15 protein-coding genes and 1 pseudogene are annotated in these 16968 nt (G+C 72.0%); 11 read left to right on the forward strand and 5 right to left on the reverse strand.

What is annotated here, in order from left to right:
* Positions 1–4: 4 nt before the first annotated feature.
* Together AX769_RS23510 and AX769_RS00425 are read left to right on the forward strand one after the other, a co-directional pair.
* Positions 5–166 carry a hypothetical protein gene (locus AX769_RS23510; RefSeq protein WP_157887364.1) on the forward strand — a complete coding sequence of 54 codons (162 nt, stop codon included), beginning with the start codon at positions 5–7 and terminating at the stop codon, positions 164–166.
* 53 nt (positions 167–219) lie between these two features.
* A complete protein-coding gene (locus AX769_RS00425; RefSeq protein WP_066274690.1) occupies positions 220–669 on the forward strand; it encodes a MarR family winged helix-turn-helix transcriptional regulator in 450 nt (149 codons plus the stop codon).
* 7 nt (positions 670–676) lie between these two features.
* On the opposite strand, the gene AX769_RS00430 is transcribed toward AX769_RS00425, so the two are convergent.
* Positions 677–1453, reverse strand: a complete 777-nt coding sequence (locus tag AX769_RS00430; RefSeq protein WP_066282948.1) for an IclR family transcriptional regulator — start codon at positions 1451–1453, stop codon at positions 677–679.
* Between the two features lie 98 nt (positions 1454–1551).
* On the opposite strand from AX769_RS00430, the gene hutH reads away from it, so the two are divergent.
* From hutH to AX769_RS00465, 7 genes and pseudogenes are all read left to right on the forward strand, one after another.
* A complete protein-coding gene (hutH, locus tag AX769_RS00435; protein WP_066274692.1) occupies positions 1552–3135 on the forward strand; it encodes a histidine ammonia-lyase in 1584 nt (527 codons plus the stop codon).
* A 31-nt stretch (positions 3136–3166) separates the two neighbouring features.
* Complete coding sequence (gene hutU / locus AX769_RS00440) at positions 3167–4828, forward strand: urocanate hydratase (RefSeq protein WP_066274693.1); 1662 nt, start codon at positions 3167–3169, stop codon at positions 4826–4828.
* Entirely contained in the window at positions 4825–6138 is a 1314-nt protein-coding gene (locus AX769_RS00445; RefSeq protein WP_239451886.1) for an allantoate amidohydrolase, read from the forward strand. Before hutU ends, AX769_RS00445 begins: the two co-directional genes overlap by 4 nt.
* Positions 6135–7499, forward strand: a complete 1365-nt coding sequence (locus AX769_RS00450; protein WP_066274696.1) for a formimidoylglutamate deiminase — start codon at positions 6135–6137, stop codon at positions 7497–7499. Before AX769_RS00445 ends, AX769_RS00450 begins: the two co-directional genes overlap by 4 nt.
* Positions 7480–8675: pseudogene (gene hutI, locus AX769_RS00455) on the forward strand (imidazolonepropionase). The gene AX769_RS00450 and the pseudogene hutI overlap by 20 nt, the downstream one beginning before the upstream one ends.
* Before the next feature lie 34 nt (positions 8676–8709).
* The gene (locus AX769_RS00460) at positions 8710–9150 is read left to right on the forward strand and encodes a MerR family transcriptional regulator (RefSeq protein ID WP_066274699.1); all 441 of its coding nucleotides are present in this window, start codon (positions 8710–8712) and stop codon (positions 9148–9150) included.
* Complete coding sequence (locus AX769_RS00465) at positions 9147–10106, forward strand: NAD-dependent epimerase/dehydratase family protein (protein WP_066274705.1); 960 nt, start codon at positions 9147–9149, stop codon at positions 10104–10106. The genes AX769_RS00460 and AX769_RS00465 overlap by 4 nt, the downstream gene beginning before the upstream one ends.
* A gap of 104 nt (positions 10107–10210) precedes the next feature.
* Here the strand turns inward: AX769_RS00465 and AX769_RS00470 are convergent, their stop codons facing one another.
* Positions 10211–11584 carry an FAD-binding protein gene (locus tag AX769_RS00470; protein WP_066274708.1) on the reverse strand — a complete coding sequence of 458 codons (1374 nt, stop codon included), beginning with the start codon at positions 11582–11584 and terminating at the stop codon, positions 10211–10213.
* Positions 11581–12489 carry an alpha/beta hydrolase gene (locus AX769_RS00475; RefSeq protein WP_066274715.1) on the reverse strand — a complete coding sequence of 303 codons (909 nt, stop codon included), beginning with the start codon at positions 12487–12489 and terminating at the stop codon, positions 11581–11583. The genes AX769_RS00470 and AX769_RS00475 overlap by 4 nt, the downstream gene beginning before the upstream one ends.
* Positions 12490–12589: 100 nt before the next feature.
* On the opposite strand from AX769_RS00475, the gene AX769_RS00480 reads away from it, so the two are divergent.
* On the forward strand, positions 12590–13654 hold the full coding sequence (locus tag AX769_RS00480; RefSeq protein WP_066274717.1) for an alkene reductase: 1065 nt from the start codon (positions 12590–12592) through the stop codon (positions 13652–13654).
* Positions 13655–13686: 32 nt separating this feature from the next.
* Complete coding sequence (locus AX769_RS00485) at positions 13687–14181, forward strand: MarR family winged helix-turn-helix transcriptional regulator (RefSeq protein WP_157887365.1); 495 nt, start codon at positions 13687–13689, stop codon at positions 14179–14181.
* 166 nt (positions 14182–14347) lie between these two features.
* Here the strand turns inward: AX769_RS00485 and AX769_RS00490 are convergent, their stop codons facing one another.
* Complete coding sequence (locus AX769_RS00490) at positions 14348–15826, reverse strand: MFS transporter (RefSeq protein WP_066274725.1); 1479 nt, start codon at positions 15824–15826, stop codon at positions 14348–14350.
* On the reverse strand, positions 15826–16911 hold the full coding sequence (locus tag AX769_RS00495) for a LacI family DNA-binding transcriptional regulator (protein ID WP_066274727.1): 1086 nt from the start codon (positions 16909–16911) through the stop codon (positions 15826–15828). Before AX769_RS00495 ends, AX769_RS00490 begins: the two co-directional genes overlap by 1 nt.
* Positions 16912–16968: the final 57 nt, after the last annotated feature.

Here is a 16968-nt window from a genome sequence, read left to right on the forward strand (position 1 = left end):
CGAGGTGCTGAAGGATGATGATGCCGATCTGTGGACAACGCGCGACCATCCACAGGCGTACGCGGACAAGACGCTTACGACGCGGGGGCACGAGTCGGTCGCGCCACGCGATTCGGATCGCGCCACCGCAATCGTCGGCGCGAAGGGGATCGCGTGGTTCGACTGAGCTCGACGGCCTGGCCCCGCTTCGAGCCGGGAGGCCCGGGCTACGCTGAAGCCATGACAGACGGCGGGCGCGCAGACGACGCACCCGACATGGCGAGCTGGCCGACCGGGCGCCTCCTGTCGATGGCCTCGCGGCTCGTCGAGCACACCTGGATCGAGCGCCTCGCCGAGGTCGGTCTCACCCACGCCGGCCTGATCGCCCTCGACCTGCTGCAGCCCGGCACCACCTCGCAGCGCGAGCTCGCCGGCCGCGCTCGCGTGCAGGAGCAGACCATGTCGCGCACCCTCGAGCGGCTCGAGCGCGACGGGCTGGTGAGTCGGGCGCAGGATCCGGCGGATCGCCGCCGCACGCTGGTCGCGACCACTCCCGCCGGCACGTCGGCATGGGCCGAGGCGCGCACTCTCGAAGCCGAGGTGTTCCCGTCCATCGCCGACCCCGACGCCTTCAAGGGCGAGCTGCTCGCCGTCATCCGGGGCCTGTCGGCCGAGCGTTGGCCCCGCTGACAACCGGCTACCGCCCGCGGAGGCGCGCTCCGAGCGCCCCAGCAGCCGCGCCGACGGCTGCAGCGATCTCGGGCAGCACGCTCTGGTCGACGGCCACCGTGCGATACGTGACCCCGATCGCTGCGGTGGCGTAGTCGTTGTGGTCGAGCACGACAGCCGAGACGGACGCGTAGCCGTCGGTGATCTCGCCGTTCTCGAGGCCCCAGCCGCGTCGTCGCGTGTCACGAAGCAGTTCGTCGAGCTCTCGCAGGGTGCCGGGGCCCGCACCCGCCCCGGATCCTGCCTTGATCACGAGGCTCTCGCGGTCGGGGTAGAGGGCCCGCACCTGCGCGTGGTCGAGGTGCGCGAGGATCACGCGACCGGTTGCTGTCAGGTGCGCGGGCAGGTGCACGCCGATGGCGCTGACGAGCGACGGGGCGCGGGGCGCGGATTCCTGTGCGAGGTAGACGATCTCCTGGCCGTGCAGGATCCCGAGCTGGGCGACGACTGGCAGCCTCACCTCGCCGAGCAGGCGGGTCAGCAGCGGCGCCCCGAGCCGACGGAGGCGCGTCGCCCGATCTGCCGACGTGCCGAGCTGCCCGAGCGCGGTCGAGAGGGCATAGGTGCTCTCTTCGGGAAAGTGCACGACGAAGCCCTCGTCGAGGAGGGCGCCGAGCAGCTGGTAGGCGGTCGAGCGGGGCAGGCCGAGCTCGCGCGCGACGGCGGCGGCGTGCGTGGGGCGGGCCTGCTCGGCAAGGTAGCGAATGACTCGCAGCACGTTGCGGGCTGCGGGAACAGCTGCCATCGCTTCGCCCTCCCGCACGTCACACGCCCGTAACCAGGCGCGACCGAGTCTCGTATCCGAGACAGCTTAGAGCGCCCGCCCGCCGGAGACCGCCCTGGATGGAGTCGAATGGGTGCGTGAACACCACCGTCGAGTCACCAGCCGCCCCCGCCGTCGTCACCGTGAGCATCGGGGCCCTCGACCCGAGCGACGTCGTCGCGGTCGCCCGCCACGGCGCCCAAGTCGAGCTGAGCGCCGTCAGCCTCGCCGCGATGACCGAGAGCCGCGCCGTCATCGAGGCCCTCGCCGAAGACCCGCAACCGCATTACGGCGTCTCGACCGGCTTCGGTGCCCTCGCCTCGAAGCGCATCCCCGTCGAGCAGCGCGCCCAGCTGCAGACGTCGCTGATCCGCAGCCACGCCGCCTCGAACGGCCCCGAGGTCGAGCGCGAAGTCGTGCGGGCGCTGATGCTGCTGCGCATCTCGACGCTCGCCACCGGGCGCACAGGCGTCCGCCCGCTCGTCGCCCAGACCTACATCGCCGTGCTCAACGCCGGCATCACCCCGATCATCGGCGAGTACGGCAGCCTCGGCTGCTCGGGCGACCTCGCCCCGCTCTCGCACTGTGCGCTGGCGCTGCTCGGCGAGGGCACCGTGCGCGACGCCGCCGGAGTCGAGATGGGCGCTGCCGAGGCGCTGGCAGCGGCCGGCATCGAGCCGATCGCCCTCCGCGAGAAGGAGGGCCTGGCGCTCGTCAACGGCACCGACGGCATGCTCGGCATGCTGCTGCTCGCCCTCGACGACCTCCGCCGCCTGATCACGACGGCCGACGTCGCAGCGAGCCTCACGCTCGAGGGGCTGCTCGGCAACGACGCGGTCTTCGCCGACGACCTCCAGGCGCTGCGGCCGCACCCGGGGCAGAGGGCCTCGGCGTCCAACATCCTGCACGGCCTTGCCGATTCGCCGCTCATCGCGTCGAGCAAGACGGCAGGATTCACGCGGGTGCAGGATGCCTACTCCCTGCGCTGCGCCCCTCAGGTGCACGGTGCCGTGCGCGACACCGTCGACCATGCCGCGACGGTCGCCAGTCGCGAGCTCGCCAGCGCGGTCGACAACCCCGTGGTGACCCTCGACGGCCGTGTCGAGTCGAACGGCAACTTCCACGGCGCCCCGGTCGGCTACGTGCTCGACTTCCTCGCCATCGCCACAGCCGACCTCGCGAGCATCTCCGAGCGCCGAACCGACCGCATGCTCGACCCGGCGCGCAGCCACGGCCTCAACCCCTTCCTTGCGGACGACCCCGGCGTCGACTCCGGCCACATGATCGCGCAGTACACCCAGGCGGGCATCGTCTCCGAGCTGAAGCGCCTCGCCGTGCCGGCCTCGGTCGACTCGATCCCGTCGTCGGCGATGCAGGAGGACCACGTCTCGATGGGCTGGAGCGCCGCCCGCAAGCTGCGGAAGTCGATCGACGGCGCCACCCGCGTCGTGGCGATCGAAGTGCTGACCGCGTGCCGCGCCATCGACATGCGCGGCCCGCTGCAGCCCGGCCCGGTCGGGTCGGCCGTGCGCGAGCTCGTGCGCACGAAGGTGGAGGGCCCCGGCCCCGACCGCTTCCTCGCCCCCGAGATCGAGGCCGTCTTCCAGCTCGTGTCCTCGGGCGAAGTCCTCGCCGCCGCCGCCTCGGCCACCACCCTCGTCTGACCCCGACCGCAACCGTTCGAAAGGCTCCCCCATGTCTGGTCCCCGCCCCGTCCGCGCCGCCCGCGGCTCCGAGATCACCGCGCTCGGCTGGCCCCAGGAGGCCGCCATGCGCATGCTCATGAACAACCTCGACCCGGAGGTCGCCGAGCACCCCGACGCCCTCGTCGTCTACGGCGGCACCGGCAAGGCCGCCCGCGACTGGGATTCGTTCGACGCCCTGGTGCGCACGCTCAAGACGCTGAAGAACGACGAGACGATGATCGTGCAGTCGGGCAAGCCGGTCGGAGTCATGCGCACGCACGAGTGGGCTCCCCGCGTGATCCTGGCGAACTCGAACCTCGTCGGCGACTGGGCCAACTGGGACGACTTCAGACGCCTCGAGCAGATGGGGCTGACGATGTACGGCCAGATGACAGCCGGAAGCTGGATCTACATCGGCACTCAGGGCATCCTGCAGGGCACCTACGAGACCTTCTCGGCCGTGGCTGACAAGAAGTTCGGCGGATCGCTCGCCGGCACGATCACCCTCACCGGCGGGCTCGGCGGGATGGGCGGCGCTCAACCTCTCGCCGTCACGATGAACGACGGCGTCGCGATCTGCGTCGACGTCGACGATTCGCGCATCACGCGCAGGATCGAGCACCGCTACCTCGACGTGCAGGCCACCGACGTCGACGACGCGCTACGCCTCGCCTACGAGGCCCGCGACGAGAAGCGCGCCCTCTCGATCGGCCTGCTGGGCAATGCCGCAGACGTCTTCACCGAGCTGCTGGAGCGCCACGCGGAGATCGACATCGTCACCGACCAGACGAGCGCTCACGATCCTCTCGCGTACCTCCCCGTCGAGGTCGAGCCCAAGAACTGGGAAAGCGCACGCACCGAAGACCCGGAGGAGTTCATCCGCCTCTCGCGCCTGTCGATGCGCAAGCAGGTCGAGGCGATGGTCGGCTTCCAGGAGGCCGGCGCCGAGGTGTTCGACTACGGCAACAACATCCGCACCGAGGCGAAGACCGCCGGGTTCGACAACGCGTTCGCCTTCCCCGGCTTCGTGCCGGCGTACATCCGCCCGCTCTTCGCCGAGGGCAAGGGGCCGTTCCGCTGGGCCGCCCTCTCGGGAGACCCGAAGGACATCGAGGTGACCGACCGCGCGATCCTCGAGCTCTTCCCCGACAACCAGGCCCTCGCCAAGTGGATCCGCATGGCGGGCGAGAAGGTCGCGTTCCAGGGCCTCCCCGCGCGCATCTGCTGGCTCGGCGCCGGCGAGCGGCACCTCGCGGGGCTGAAGTTCAACGAGCTCGTGGCTTCGGGCGAGATCTCGGCGCCGATCGTGATCGGCCGCGACCACCTCGACTCCGGCAGCGTCGCGTCACCGTATCGTGAAACGGAGGCGATGAAAGACGGCTCCGACGCGATCGCCGACTGGCCGCTGCTCAACGCCCTGATCAACACGTCCTCCGGTGCCACCTGGGTCTCGATCCACCACGGCGGCGGCGTCGGCATGGGGCGCTCGATTCACGCCGGCCAGGTCACGGTCGCCGACGGCACCGCCCTCGCAGCCGAGAAGCTCGAGCGCGTACTGACGAACGACCCGGCGATGGGCGTCATCCGCCACGTCGACGCGGGCTACGAAGAGGCCGAGATCGCGGCCGAGCGCGAGGGCATCCGCATCCCGATGCGCGAGGGCGGCGAGTGAGCCCAGTCGGCGTCGAGGGCTGGGCGCTCGACGCGTACCGCTCGATGGCGGCCCAGCTCGCCCCGATCGGCCGGGCCCTCTCAGGCGGCTACCGGCGCCTCGTCTGGAGCGACGCCGATCTCGAGCTGCGCGCGTGGTTCGAGGCCTCTGCCGCGAGGCTTGGCCTGGAATTCGAGGCCGACGGCAACGGGAATCTCTGGGCCACCTGGCATCCTGAGCTCGCCGGCCCGGCTCTGGTGATCGGCTCGCACCTCGACAGCGTGCCCGACGGCGGGGCCCTCGACGGCCCGCTCGGCGTGATCTCGTCGCTGGCCGCGGTGTCGCATCTCGCGGCGGCGGGCTTCGTGCCCACGAAGCCCGTCACCGTCGCCGCCTTCTCGGACGAGGAGGGCGGCCGCTTCGGCATCGCCTGCGCCGGCTCACGGCTGCTGACGGGGGCACTCGACCCCGACGCCGCCCGCGCGCTCGTCGACCGCGACGGAATCAGCCAGCAGGATGCCATGGCTCGCGCCGGCCACGACGTCTCGCGTCTCGGCCCCGATCACCTGCGCCTGGCGAAGATCGGCGCCTACGTCGAGCTGCACGTCGAACAGGGCCACTTCCCGTTCGCCCGCCCCGCAGATGCTCGGGGCGACGACGGGGCCCCGGCGCACGGGCTGGCGAGCGCCGGCCGCACCCTCGGTGTCGGCACCGAGATCTGGCCGCACGGCCGCTGGCGCATCGACATCCAGGGCACCCCGAACCACGCCGGGGCGACCCGAATGCAGGATCGCGACGACCCGCTCGTCCCCGCGGCCCGCGCCGTCCTCGCCGTCGACGAGGCCGCGCGCCGACACGACGCGCTCGGTACCGTCGGCCGACTGAACGTGGTGCCCGGCGCCGTCAACGCGATCGCGGCCTCGACCCAGCTGTGGATTGACGCCCGAGGCGCCGACTTGGAGCGCGTCGAGAAGGTCATCGCCGATGTCGAGGCGGCCAGCGGCCAGACCGCCGTGCAGGAGTCATGGACGGCCTCGACCCACTTCGACGAGGCCCTCACCGCGCGCGTCGCCGGCGCGATCGCACCCTTCGTCGACGGCGACGTGCCGTGGCTGCCCTGCGGCGCCGGCCACGACGCCGGTGTGCTCAGCCTCGCCGGGGTGCCGACCGCCATGATCTTCGTGCGCAACCCCACCGGTGTCTCGCACGCGCCGAACGAGGCCGCTGACGAAGCCGACTGCGCGATCGGCATCCAGGCTCTGGCCGAGGTGGTGCGCGAGCTGGCGGGCGCGGCGATCACGGGCTCGGGGCTCGCGGGCCCGGCGTCGTGACCTCGTTCTGGGTCGCACGCGCCGTCCTCCCGACCGGCATCGCCGACGGCGTGCGCATCACCGCCGACGACGGCAGGATCACGCGAATCGAGACCGGTCAGGCGCCTGAGCCTGCCGAGACCACCACAGCCGGTGTCGCCCTCCCCGGTCTCGTGACAGCGCACTCGCACGCCTTCCACCGGGCCCTCCGAGGTCGGACGCACGACGGCGGCGGCTCGTTCTGGACCTGGCGCGAGCGGATGTACCGCGCCTCTCGAGCGCTGACACCCGACGGCTACTACGCCCTGGCGTCCGGCCTGTTCTCCGAGATGCTGCTCGCCGGCTACACGGCCGTCGGCGAATTCCACTACGTGCACCATCGGCCGGGCGGCGCTTCCTACACCGACCCGAACGCCATGTCAGCCGCTCTCGTCGCCGCAGCAACCGACGTCGGCATCCGGCTCACCCTCCTCGACACGTTCTACCGGTGGGGCGGGCTGGCCGACGACGGCTCGCGCCTGCCGCTGAGCCCCGACCAGGCGCGCTTCGCGGACGGCAGCGTCGAGGCCTGGGCCTCTCGCCACGAGGCAGTCCCCACCTCGCGTCTCGCGCGCTCGGGCATGGCCGCGCACTCGCTCCGTGCCGTCGACGCCGCCGACATCGCGGCGATGCGCCGAGCCTTTCCCGACCAGGTGCTGCATGCGCACGTCTCCGAGCAGCCTGCTGAGAACCGGCAGGTGGCTGCGGCGACCGGCTCGACACCGATCGCCGCCCTCGACGAGGCAGAGGTGCTCGACCGTGCGTTCACCGCCGTCCACGCGACGCATCTGACCGACGACGACGTCGCGCGGCTCGGCCGCGCCGGCGCCTTCGCCTGCTTCTGCCCCACCACCGAGCGCGACCTCGCCGACGGTGTCGGCCCCGGCAGAGCCCTGCTGGCCGCGGGCGCGCACCTCTGCCTCGGCAGCGACCAGAACGCCGTGGTCGATCCGTTCGAGGAGGCGCGGGGCCTCGAGCTCGACGAGCGCCTCGTCACCGGTCGCCGCGGAGTGTTCTCACCGGCGGCACTCCTGACGGCTGCGTCGTCATCGGGCTACGAGTCGCTCGGCTGGGCCGGCGGCGGGGTGCTCGCGGTCGGGGCTCCCTGCGACTTCGTGGTCGTCGACGACGCGTCGCCCCGGACAGCAGGATCCGAGACGGGTCAGCTCTGGCTCACCGCCACCGCCGCCGACGTGACAGACGTCGTCGTCGACGGAGTGCGCGTCGTCGCAGAGCGGGTGCTCGCGTCGGGCCGCCGCACGAGTGCCGCCGTCGGGCGCGAGCTCGTCGCCGCCATCGCGGGGCTGGACGCCGCAGGGCAGGATGGCTTCCGTGCCCTCTAGCATCCTGCGCAACATCGGCCTGCTCGTGACGAACGACCCCGCGTTCGGCGGGCCGTCGGGCGCAGCGCCCGGCTTGGCTCTGGGCGAGCTGCGCGACGCCGCACTCGTGGTGGAAGACGGCCGCGTCGCCTGGGTCGGGCCCCTGGTCGCAGCCCCCGCCGCCGACACCGCGCTCGACGCGGAGGGCCGCTGCGTGATCCCCGGCTTCGTCGACTCGCACAGCCACATCGTCTTCGCCGGCGACCGCTCGGGCGAGTGGGAGGCGCGGATGAGCGGTGGCACCTACGCCGCAGGCGGCATCCGCTCGACGGTGGCCGCCACCCGCGAGGCGACCGACGACGAGCTCCTCGCCAACGCGCGCGGGCTGATCGCCGAGATGCGCAGCCAGGGCACCACCACGGTCGAGATCAAGAGCGGCTACGGCCTCACCGTCGACGACGAGGCGCGGCTCGTGCGGCTCGCAGCGCAGCTCACACCCGAAGTGACCTTCCTCGGCGCCCACGTCGTGCCGGCCGGAAGCGACCCCGACGAATACGTCGACCTGGTGACGGGGCCGATGCTCGACGCCGTCGCCCCGTTCGCGAAATGGATCGACGTGTTCTGCGAGCGCGGAGCCTTCGACGTCGACCAGACCCGTCGCATCCTGCAGGCCGGGATGGCCCGCGGGCTGCAGGGTCGGCTGCACGCCGCCCAGCTGCAGGAGGGCGCGGGGTGGAGCTCGGCGTGGAGCTCGGCGTGGCCAGCATCGACCACTGCACGTTCGTGAGTGACGACGACGTCGCACTGCTGGCCGCCGCCCCGTCGACCGTGGCGACGCTGCTGCCGGGCGTGGAGTTCTCGACGCGGCAGCCATACCCGTCGGCCCGACGCCTCATCGACGCCGGGGCCACGGTCGCGATCGCCACGGACTGCAACCCCGGATCCTGTTTCACGTCGTCGATGCCGTTCTGCATCGCGCTGGCCATCCGCGACATGGGCATGACGCCGGCCGAGGCCGTGTGGGCCGCTACCCGAGGTGGGGCGCTGGCGCTGCGGCGCGACGACGTCGGGCACCTCGGTGTGGGCGCGCGCGCCGACCTCGTCGAGCTGGCTGCGCCGAGCTACGTCCACCTCGGCTACCGCCCCGGCGTGCCTCTGATCCACACGGTCCGGAAAACTTCTGAAGGGATTCCTTGACTTCAAGCGCTTGAAGTGTGGTCTCGTTGTCTTCATGACCACGATGACCATCCAGGACGCCTCTCGGCGCTCCGGGCTCAGCGAGCCCACCCTTCGCTACTACGAGGAGGTGGGGCTCGTCGGCCCCATCGACCGCGTCCCCTCCAGCGGCCACCGCCGCTACCGCGAGCAGGATCTCGACAACCTCCAGGTGCTCGCCTGCCTCCGCGCCATGGGCGTCGGCATCGACGACATGCGCACCTACCAGGCCAACCGAGCCCTCGGGTCTCTCGCCGCCGGCGAGCAGCGCGACCTGCTGCTGCGCCACGCCGAGCGGGTCCGCGCCGAGATCGAGACGCTGCACGTTCACCTCGACTATCTGGGCGCCAAGGCTGCACTGTGGGATGCCCGAGAGACCGGTGATGCAACGGCCGAGGCCGACGCGCACGACCGGATCGACGCGATCCTGCCGAGCCTTCAAGCGGTGCTCCGATGAGCCGCGTGCTGGTGACCGGCGGGTCGGGCTACCTCGGCACCCGCGTCGTCGCCGATCTGCTGCTACAGGGCGACGAGGTCCGCACCACGGTGCGATCGCAGGGCAGCGAAGCCGACGTCCGGGCGGCGGTCCGTCGCGCCGGGGCCGACGACTCGGGGCTCTCGTTCGCCGTCGCGAGCCTCACCGACGACGCCGGCTGGGCCTCGGCGGTCGAAAGACTGGACGGCGTCTACCACGTCGCCTCGCCGATGATCCAGACGCAGGATCCCGACGAGGTCGTCATCCCCGCCCGCGACGGAAGCCTGCGCGTGCTGCGCGCCGCCCGCGATGCCGGCATCGGCCGCGTCGTGCTCACCTCGTCATTCGCGGCCGTCGGCTACTCCCCCAAGCCCGTGCGCGACTACACCGAGGAGGACTGGACCGACCCCGACACCCCCGGTCTGCCCGCGTACCCGCTGTCGAAGGCGGTGGCCGAGCGCGCCGCCTGGGACTTCGTCGCCGCCGAGGGTCGCGGTATGGAGCTCGTGGTGATCAACCCGACGTGGATCGCCGGGCCGACGCTCACGAGCAATGCCCGCTCGTCGCTTCAGGTCTTCACCGCGATGCTGAGCGGAGCCATGACGGTCACGCCACGTCAGCGCTTCGGCATCGCCGACGTGCGCGACGTCTCGGCGCTGCACCTCGCGGCGATGGCGACTCCGGCCGCCGCGGGCAAGCGCTACCTCGCGCTGGCCGATGGGCCGTCGTTGACGTTCCTCGACGTCGCGAACGAGCTGCGCTCGTCGCTCGGCTCGCTCGCATCGCGCGTGCCGACGACGGAGGCGCCGGGCGACGAGCTGCCGCCCCTGACGATCCACAACGACCGCGCGAAGGCCGAGCTGGGCTTCAGCCCCCGCCCGGTGCGAGACACCATCGTCGAGACCGCCGAGAGCCTGCGCGACCTCGGGCTGCTCTAACCGCCCGCCACCTTCGTCAGGCCACACCCGGGGTTTCGGCCGAGGTCCCAGCGCCGCGGCGCGGGGAGGTCGGCCGGAACACCGGGTGTCGCGGCCGGACGGGCCTACGAGCCGGCGGGGCGACCGAAGCGGAAGACGCCTGACGGGTCGAGGCGCGTGGCGATGGCCCGCAGCCGCGCGGCATCGGCGGCACCGAAGGCGCTGCCCGCCGACGAAGCGCCGTCGCGGAACGACACCGCGTCGCGGCCGACGCCTACGGTGCTGAGCGCCACATCGACTTCGGCCAGCGCAGCCTCGGTCGTGGCCCGAGCCGCGGCATCGGGGACACCGCCCACCGCGTGCACGAGAAACAGCCCCGGCAGCTCGGTCATCGCACCGGCCCGGGCCGTGGGCGCCGCCGACGACGCGAGATGCCTCAGCTCGATCATCAGCAGGCCGTCGTCGTCTCCGACTCGAGCGGACCTCAGGATCCGAAGCGCCTCGTCTGCACTCCCGGCGGCGCCCGTCAGCCACGCACCCGTGCCCCGCGCCGCATTGCCCGCCGGCGGGTCGAGGTGGATCCCGACGAGGCGCTCGACGTTCGACGGCCCGGTGGTGTCGAGTGTGGGCGCGGCCGCAGCCCGGACCGCCGCGATCAGCCCCGCCGCACCGTCGCCTCCGGACGGCGAGGCCAGCGACAGGTGCACCACGACGCCCCCGAGCAGCGACGGCGGGAAGGGCCCTTTGGGCGGCAGCTGCAGCAGAGACATCGTGCTGGTGACGTCGTCGGGCAGATCGATCAGAGCCCCGGCCCAGGCCGACACGACCGCCTCGGCGGTGTCGCCGGGCCAGAGCAGGTACCCGGCCCAGAGCGACCGCACCTCGAACAGATCGAACGAGAGCGAGGTCGCGATGCCGACCGGCTGACCCCCGCGGAACGCCCAGATCGCCTCTCGATCGTCGGCCTCGCTGGCGTCGTCGGCGGCGACCCGCACCGCGCCCGAGCCGTCGACGAACGTGACTGCGCGGAGGGCCGCGCTGGCCATGCCGTGCGGCCTCGTCAACCAGCCGATGCCGCCGCCGAACGTGTAGCCCGAGACGCCGACCGTCGCCGACGTGCCGCTCAGGCCGAGGAGCCCGTGCTCGAACGCCTGCTTCTGGACGTCACCCCAGACGGTGCCGGCTCCGACCGTCGCGGTGCGCGAGGTGGCGTCGAGAGACACCGAGGTGAGCCCGCGCGAGTCGATCAGCAGCGTCTCGTCGCCCATCGGCCGGCCATCGCCGTGGCCGGTGGCCTGCACAGCGACGACCAGCCCCGCGACGGCCGCAGCCCGCACAGCCGCCGCGACCTCGAGGGCGGTGGAGGGCCGGACGACCGCGAGCGGCCGCTCGACGACGCTCGTGTTGTCGGGGCTCGTCGCGTCGTCGTAGACGGGGGTGCCGGGGAGGAAGACCGGGAGACCGGCATCCTGCAGGCTCGAGATCGAAGCGGAAGTCATGACTCCACCGTGCTCTCGAGCGCCGCGCGAAGGAAGGCCGCGACCGACTCGAGCGCCGCATCGCCCTCCGTCAGGATCGCGGCGAACGCCTGGAAGACGTGCGGCGCGCCGGGCGTGACCTCGAGCCGCACGGCCACGTCGGCGATGGCGGCAGCGGCCGCGAGACGCAGCGAGTCGTCGAGCAGCACCTCGTTCGAGCCCGACTGGATCAGCACGGGCGGCAGGTCGTGCAGGTCGGCGAACACGGGGCTCAGCGTCGCCGTGCGGGGGTCGGCGTCGCCGATGTACTGCCCCGCGCGGAGGCGCAGCCCGGGCACCGAAACCGAGACGTCGACGTCGGCTTTCGACACGGCGGTCGAGCCCGACACGGTGAGGTCGGCCCACGGCGACAGGGCGACGGCGGCACGCGGCATCGGCAGGCCTCGCTCGCGAAGGGCGACGAGGGTGGCGAAGACGAGCCCGCCGCCGGCCGACTCCCCGACGAGAGCGATGTGCGCAGGATCCTGATGGCTCACGAGCGCCTCGTACGCCGCGACCGCATCGTCGAGAGCGGCCGGGTAGGGGTGTTCCGGTGCCAGCCGATAGTCGACGGTCACCACGCGCGCACCGCTGCGGCGGGCGATGTCGGAGGCCAGCCCCACCGAGCCGGCGGCGGAGCCCATCACGTAGGCCCCGCCGTGCAGGTAGAAGACCACGTCGTCCGACGAGGCGGAGGCGCCGTCGACGGTGACGTCGATCGCGGGCACGCCGCCGAGCACGATGTCGGTCGTGCGGACGTCGTCGGGGTTCGGGTGCCCGGTCAGCATCTCGGTGAAGATCGCGCGCTGCGAGTCGAGGTCGGCCTCGAAGTCGAGGGGGCCGGTGCGGAGCATCTCGGCGAGGGTGTGGCGTTGTTCGGCGGTCATGGGGTGTCCTTTCATGAGGTCGTCGGCTCATCGTGTAGCCGACGACACGAATGTAGCGCGAAAACATGTAGCCAGCAACACGTTGTGCTACTTTCGAGTCATGACTTCGATTTGGGACCCCATCATCGTCGGCCGCATGGCCCTCACGCACCGCCTCGCCCTCTCACCCATGACCCGCAACCGGGCCGGCGCCGACGGCACGCCGCTGCCGATCGTCGCCGACTACTACGCCCAGCGCGCCTCGCTCGGCCTGCTCATCACCGAGGGCACACAGCCGTCCGCCGACGGCCAGGGCTACCTGACCACGCCCGGCATCTACACCGACGAGCACGTCGCCGGCTGGCGCACCGTGACCGACGCCGTCCACGCGGCGGGTGGGCACGTGTTCATCCAGCTCATGCACGCGGGCCGCATGTCGCACCCCGACAACACCCCGCACCACCGCCAGCCGGTCGCCCCCTCGGCGATCGCCCCCGACATGGACATGACGGCTCCGACCGGCAAGCAACCGGCTCCGGTGCCTCGCGCGCTCACCACCGACGAGGTGCACGCCACGGTCGCCGACTTCCGTCACGCCGCCGCCCAGGCGATCGCTGCAGGAGCCGACGGGGTCGAGATCCACGCCGCCAACGGCTATCTGCTGCAGCAGTTCCTCTCGTCGAACTCGAACACCCGCACCGACGAGTACGGCGGGTCGCTCGAGAACCGGATCCGCCTCACCCTCGAAGTCGCCGAGGCCGTCGTCGCCGAGATCGGCGCGGATCGGGTCGGCATCCGCATCTCGCCGGCCAACCACCTGGGCGGGATCGACGAGGGCTCGGAGAGCGTCGAGCTGTATCGGATCCTGGTCTCCCGCCTCGCCCCGCTGGGCCTCGCCTACCTCAACGTCTTCGACTTCACCCGCGACGAGGCCTTCCTCGCCTCGCTGCGCGACGAGTGGCCGACCGCGCTGCTGCTGATCCGCGCCGGGCGCACGCTCGACGAGCTCGGCCGCGACGTCGAGTCGGGCCTCGCCGACATCGCCCCGATCGGCATGGCGGCCCTCGCCAACCCCGACATCGTCGAGCGGCTGCGCGAGGGTGCGTCACTGAACACTCCCGACGTCTCGACCTTCTACACCGGCGGCGCCCGCGGCTTCACCGACTACCCGACGCTGGATTCGTGATCAACCTCGGCGATGTGGGCGACACTGGTGGCATGACCGACGAGAGGCACCCACCCGCGGCCGAGACGGGGACGCTGCAGCGCGACTTCCCGATGAGCTACGCGATCTTCGCGATGGCGCGGGTGCACAAGGCGATGGCGGCGTCGGCGCTGGCCGAGATCGGCCTGTTCCCCAACCAGGACGTCATGATCGTGCAACTGGCGGCCAGCGACGGCCTCTCGCAGAAGACGCTTGCGTCGACCCTGCGGGTCAGCCACGTCACCGTGGTCAAGATGGTCGCGCGCATGGAGAAGGCCGGGCTGGTCTCGCGCCGCACCTCGGAGAACGACCGCAGGATCACATTGGTCTCGCTGACCGACGCGGGTCGCGCCCTGCACGACCAGGTCCTCGACATCTGGCGGGACCTCGAAGAGGTGACGACCCGGCACCTCAGCGCCGACGACCGGCAGGCGTTCCTCGACGCGGCCTCCCACATCCGCCCCGCGCTCGAGGCGGCCGCCGACCCCACCGCCGTTCAGCCCGCCTGACGAGCTGAGCGCTGCGCCCCCAGCCGCGAGCCTGACTAGACCCTCGCCGGCGGCGTACGCGCAATGCCTAGGCATTGCGCCGTTGCCGCCGGCGAGGGTCTGAGCCATCCGCGAGGGCTTGCACCGCTCGCGAGGGCACCGAGCGCGACGGCACCGAGCGCGACGGCTACGCGGCGACCGCGGCCGCCTCCGCACGGCGAGCGCGACGCACCGCGGCGATCCGCACGAAACTGATCACGGCCGCGATCGCCGCCCCGGCCACAGCGACGTACAGCACGGCACTCGCAGCATGCGCCTGCGACGCGAGCGAAGCGGTCGACGCCCCGGTCAGCACGAGGGCCATGCTGACCGCACCGGCGCCGGCCGACTGCGACAGCGTGCGGTTGATGTTGAGCATGCCCGCGGCCGAACCCGACAGGCGTGCCGGGGCCGACGACATCATGTCGCGGTTGTTCGGCGACTGGAAGATCGCGAAGCCGAGGCCGGTCAGCGCCGTGCAGGCGAGCACCTGCCACACCGGCGGCGAGCCGCCGAGCAGCGCCAGCGTGAGCATGCCGACGGTGAAGACAGAGAGCCCGACGGCGGCGAGCACGGCGGGCGAGTGCGAGTCGGCGAGCCGCCCCGAGATCGGTGCGACGATCACGATGATCAGCGGCCACGGCGTGAACAGCAGTGCCGACTCGAGCGGCGACGCGTGATACGCCGTCTGGAAGAGGAAGGGCAGCGCGACGAACGCGACCCCCTGGCCGAAGAACGACCAGAACGCGGCGAGCAGCGCGAGGAGGAAGCGCCCCGTGAACATCGCGGGCGGCAGCACCGGCACCGGCGACCGGTGCTCGCGTCGCACGAAGAGCCAGCCGAGCACGCCGCAGAGCACGAGCAGGCCGACGGCCATCCAGAGGCTGTTGCGGTCGGCGAGCTGGTGCACCCCGAGGAGGAAGCCGGCGACCGTGAAGCCTGCCAGCACCGAGCCGACGAGGTCCATCGAGCCGCGGACGTTGACGGTCGCCGCCGCCGCCTTCGTGCGGCCGGGCAGGCCGCCGAGCACGAGCAGCGACGCCAGGATGCCGAGAGGCACGTTGATGAGAAAAAGCCACGGCCATGTCAGGTTGGCCAGGATGACGCCGCCGAGGGTCGGCCCCGCGCAGGTGCCGAGCGCGACGATCATGGCGTTCAGCCCGAGGACGAAGCCGAGGCGCGACGCGGGGAAGATCTGCCGGTAGGTCGGGATCACGACCGCGAAGACGAGGGCCGCCGCGGCGCCCTGCAGGATGCGACTGGCCACCAGAGTTCCGAGCGTCGGTGAGAGCGCGCACAGCAGCGACGCCAGGGTGAAGATCGGCGTGCCGATGAGGAACTGGCGCTTCCGCCCGATCTTCGTGGCCAGGCCGATCGCGAGCGGCAGGCAGCACGAGACGGCGAGGAGGAAGGCGGTGGCGACCCACACGGTGTCGGATGCTTCGACGTGCAGGTCGTGCGAGAGCTGCGGCAGCGCCACATTGACGATCGACGAGTCGATGTTGGTCATCAGCATCGACAGCAGCAGCCCGGCGAGCGCCGCGTTGCGGCGGAAGGGGGTGATGTCGAACACGCCGGCCCCCGTGGCGGGCTGTGTCGGAAGGGTGATCTCGCTGGTGCCGGGCACTAGAGCCTCTCGGGTGCTGCTGATGGGGTGCTGACGGATGCGGGCACGAGGGTGCGCACGCTGCTGCGCTCGACGAGGTCGGCCGCGACCTCGACGTGACGGGGCAGGGCCGGGGCGGTGCCCTGCATCCTGCTCAGGAGGATCTCGATCGAGTGCAGCGCGATGAGGTCGGTCGGCTGGCGCACCGAAGTGAGGGGTGGCTCGATGAGCTCCATCCACGGGGTGTCGTCGAAGGCGATGACCGACAGGTCGTCGGGCAAGCGCACGCCCATCGCGCGGAGCCTGAGCAGGACACCTTGCACCTGCGCGGAGTTCGCGACGACGAAGGCCGTCGGCGGGTCGGCGAGGGCCAGGATCGCCGCGGCGGCCTCCGCGCCCCCGTGCCCGAGGAAGGGCACGTGCCGGTGCAGCGCCGGGTCGTCGGCGAGGCCGGCCGACTCGAGGGCCTCGCGGTAGCCGGCCAGACGCAGGTGGCCGGTCGAGGTCTGGGCGGGGCCGGAGACGAAGCCGATGCGGCGGTGTCCGCGCTCGATGAGGTGAGTCGTCGCGATCCTGGCCGCCTCGGCGTTGCGGATGCTGACGCTGTCGATGTCGGCGACCGTCTCGACCGAGCGGCTCGCGAAGACGACCTGCACGTCGCGGTCGCGGAGGGCCTGCCACGCGTCGGCGTTCTCACCGGTCGGCACGGCGATGACGCCGCCGACCGATCGGTCGAGCAGCGAGGTGACGAGCTCGCGCTCGAGATAGGGGTCTTCTTGCGTCGTCATCATGACGACCTGCACGCCGCGGGCACGCGCCTCCCAGACGATGCGGTCGGCGAGGCGGGCGAAGAGCGGGTTGGTGAGGTCGGGCACGACGAAGGCGACCGAGAGCGCGGTGGCGCGGTTGAGGTCGCGGGCGGCGGCACGGGGTCGATACGACAGGGCCTCCATGGTGGCGACGACGCGCTGCCGGGTCTCGGGGGCGACCGGGCCGGAGCCGTCGTTGAGCACCCGCGAGACGACGGAGACCGAGACGCCGGCCTCTCGCGCGACGTCTTTGATCGTCGCGGGGCGGGCGCCGGGAGGGCGGCTGGAGGTGGTCACGTCGACGATGGTACCAAAGTGGTACCGGTTCCACACATCCCCACAGGCGGAGGCGTC

It is taken from the genome of Frondihabitans sp. PAMC 28766 (assembly GCF_001577365.1).
Classification (GTDB): domain Bacteria; phylum Actinomycetota; class Actinomycetes; order Actinomycetales; family Microbacteriaceae; genus Frondihabitans.

Coding starts and splice junctions, on each gene's coding strand:
- AX769_RS00425 (WP_066274690.1), top strand. CDS start 220: ATGACAGACGGCGGGCGCGCAGACGACGCACCCGACATGGCGAGCTGG.
- AX769_RS00430 (WP_066282948.1), bottom strand. CDS start 1,453: ATGGCAGCTGTTCCCGCAGCCCGCAACGTGCTGCGAGTCATTCGCTAC.
- hutH (WP_066274692.1), top strand. CDS start 1,552: ATGGAGTCGAATGGGTGCGTGAACACCACCGTCGAGTCACCAGCCGCC.
- hutU (WP_066274693.1), top strand. CDS start 3,167: ATGTCTGGTCCCCGCCCCGTCCGCGCCGCCCGCGGCTCCGAGATCACC.
- AX769_RS00460 (WP_066274699.1), top strand. CDS start 8,710: ATGACCACGATGACCATCCAGGACGCCTCTCGGCGCTCCGGGCTCAGC.
- AX769_RS00465 (WP_066274705.1), top strand. CDS start 9,147: ATGAGCCGCGTGCTGGTGACCGGCGGGTCGGGCTACCTCGGCACCCGC.
- AX769_RS00470 (WP_066274708.1), bottom strand. CDS start 11,584: ATGACTTCCGCTTCGATCTCGAGCCTGCAGGATGCCGGTCTCCCGGTC.
- AX769_RS00475 (WP_066274715.1), bottom strand. CDS start 12,489: ATGACCGCCGAACAACGCCACACCCTCGCCGAGATGCTCCGCACCGGC.
- AX769_RS00480 (WP_066274717.1), top strand. CDS start 12,590: ATGACTTCGATTTGGGACCCCATCATCGTCGGCCGCATGGCCCTCACG.
- AX769_RS00485 (WP_157887365.1), top strand. CDS start 13,687: ATGACCGACGAGAGGCACCCACCCGCGGCCGAGACGGGGACGCTGCAG.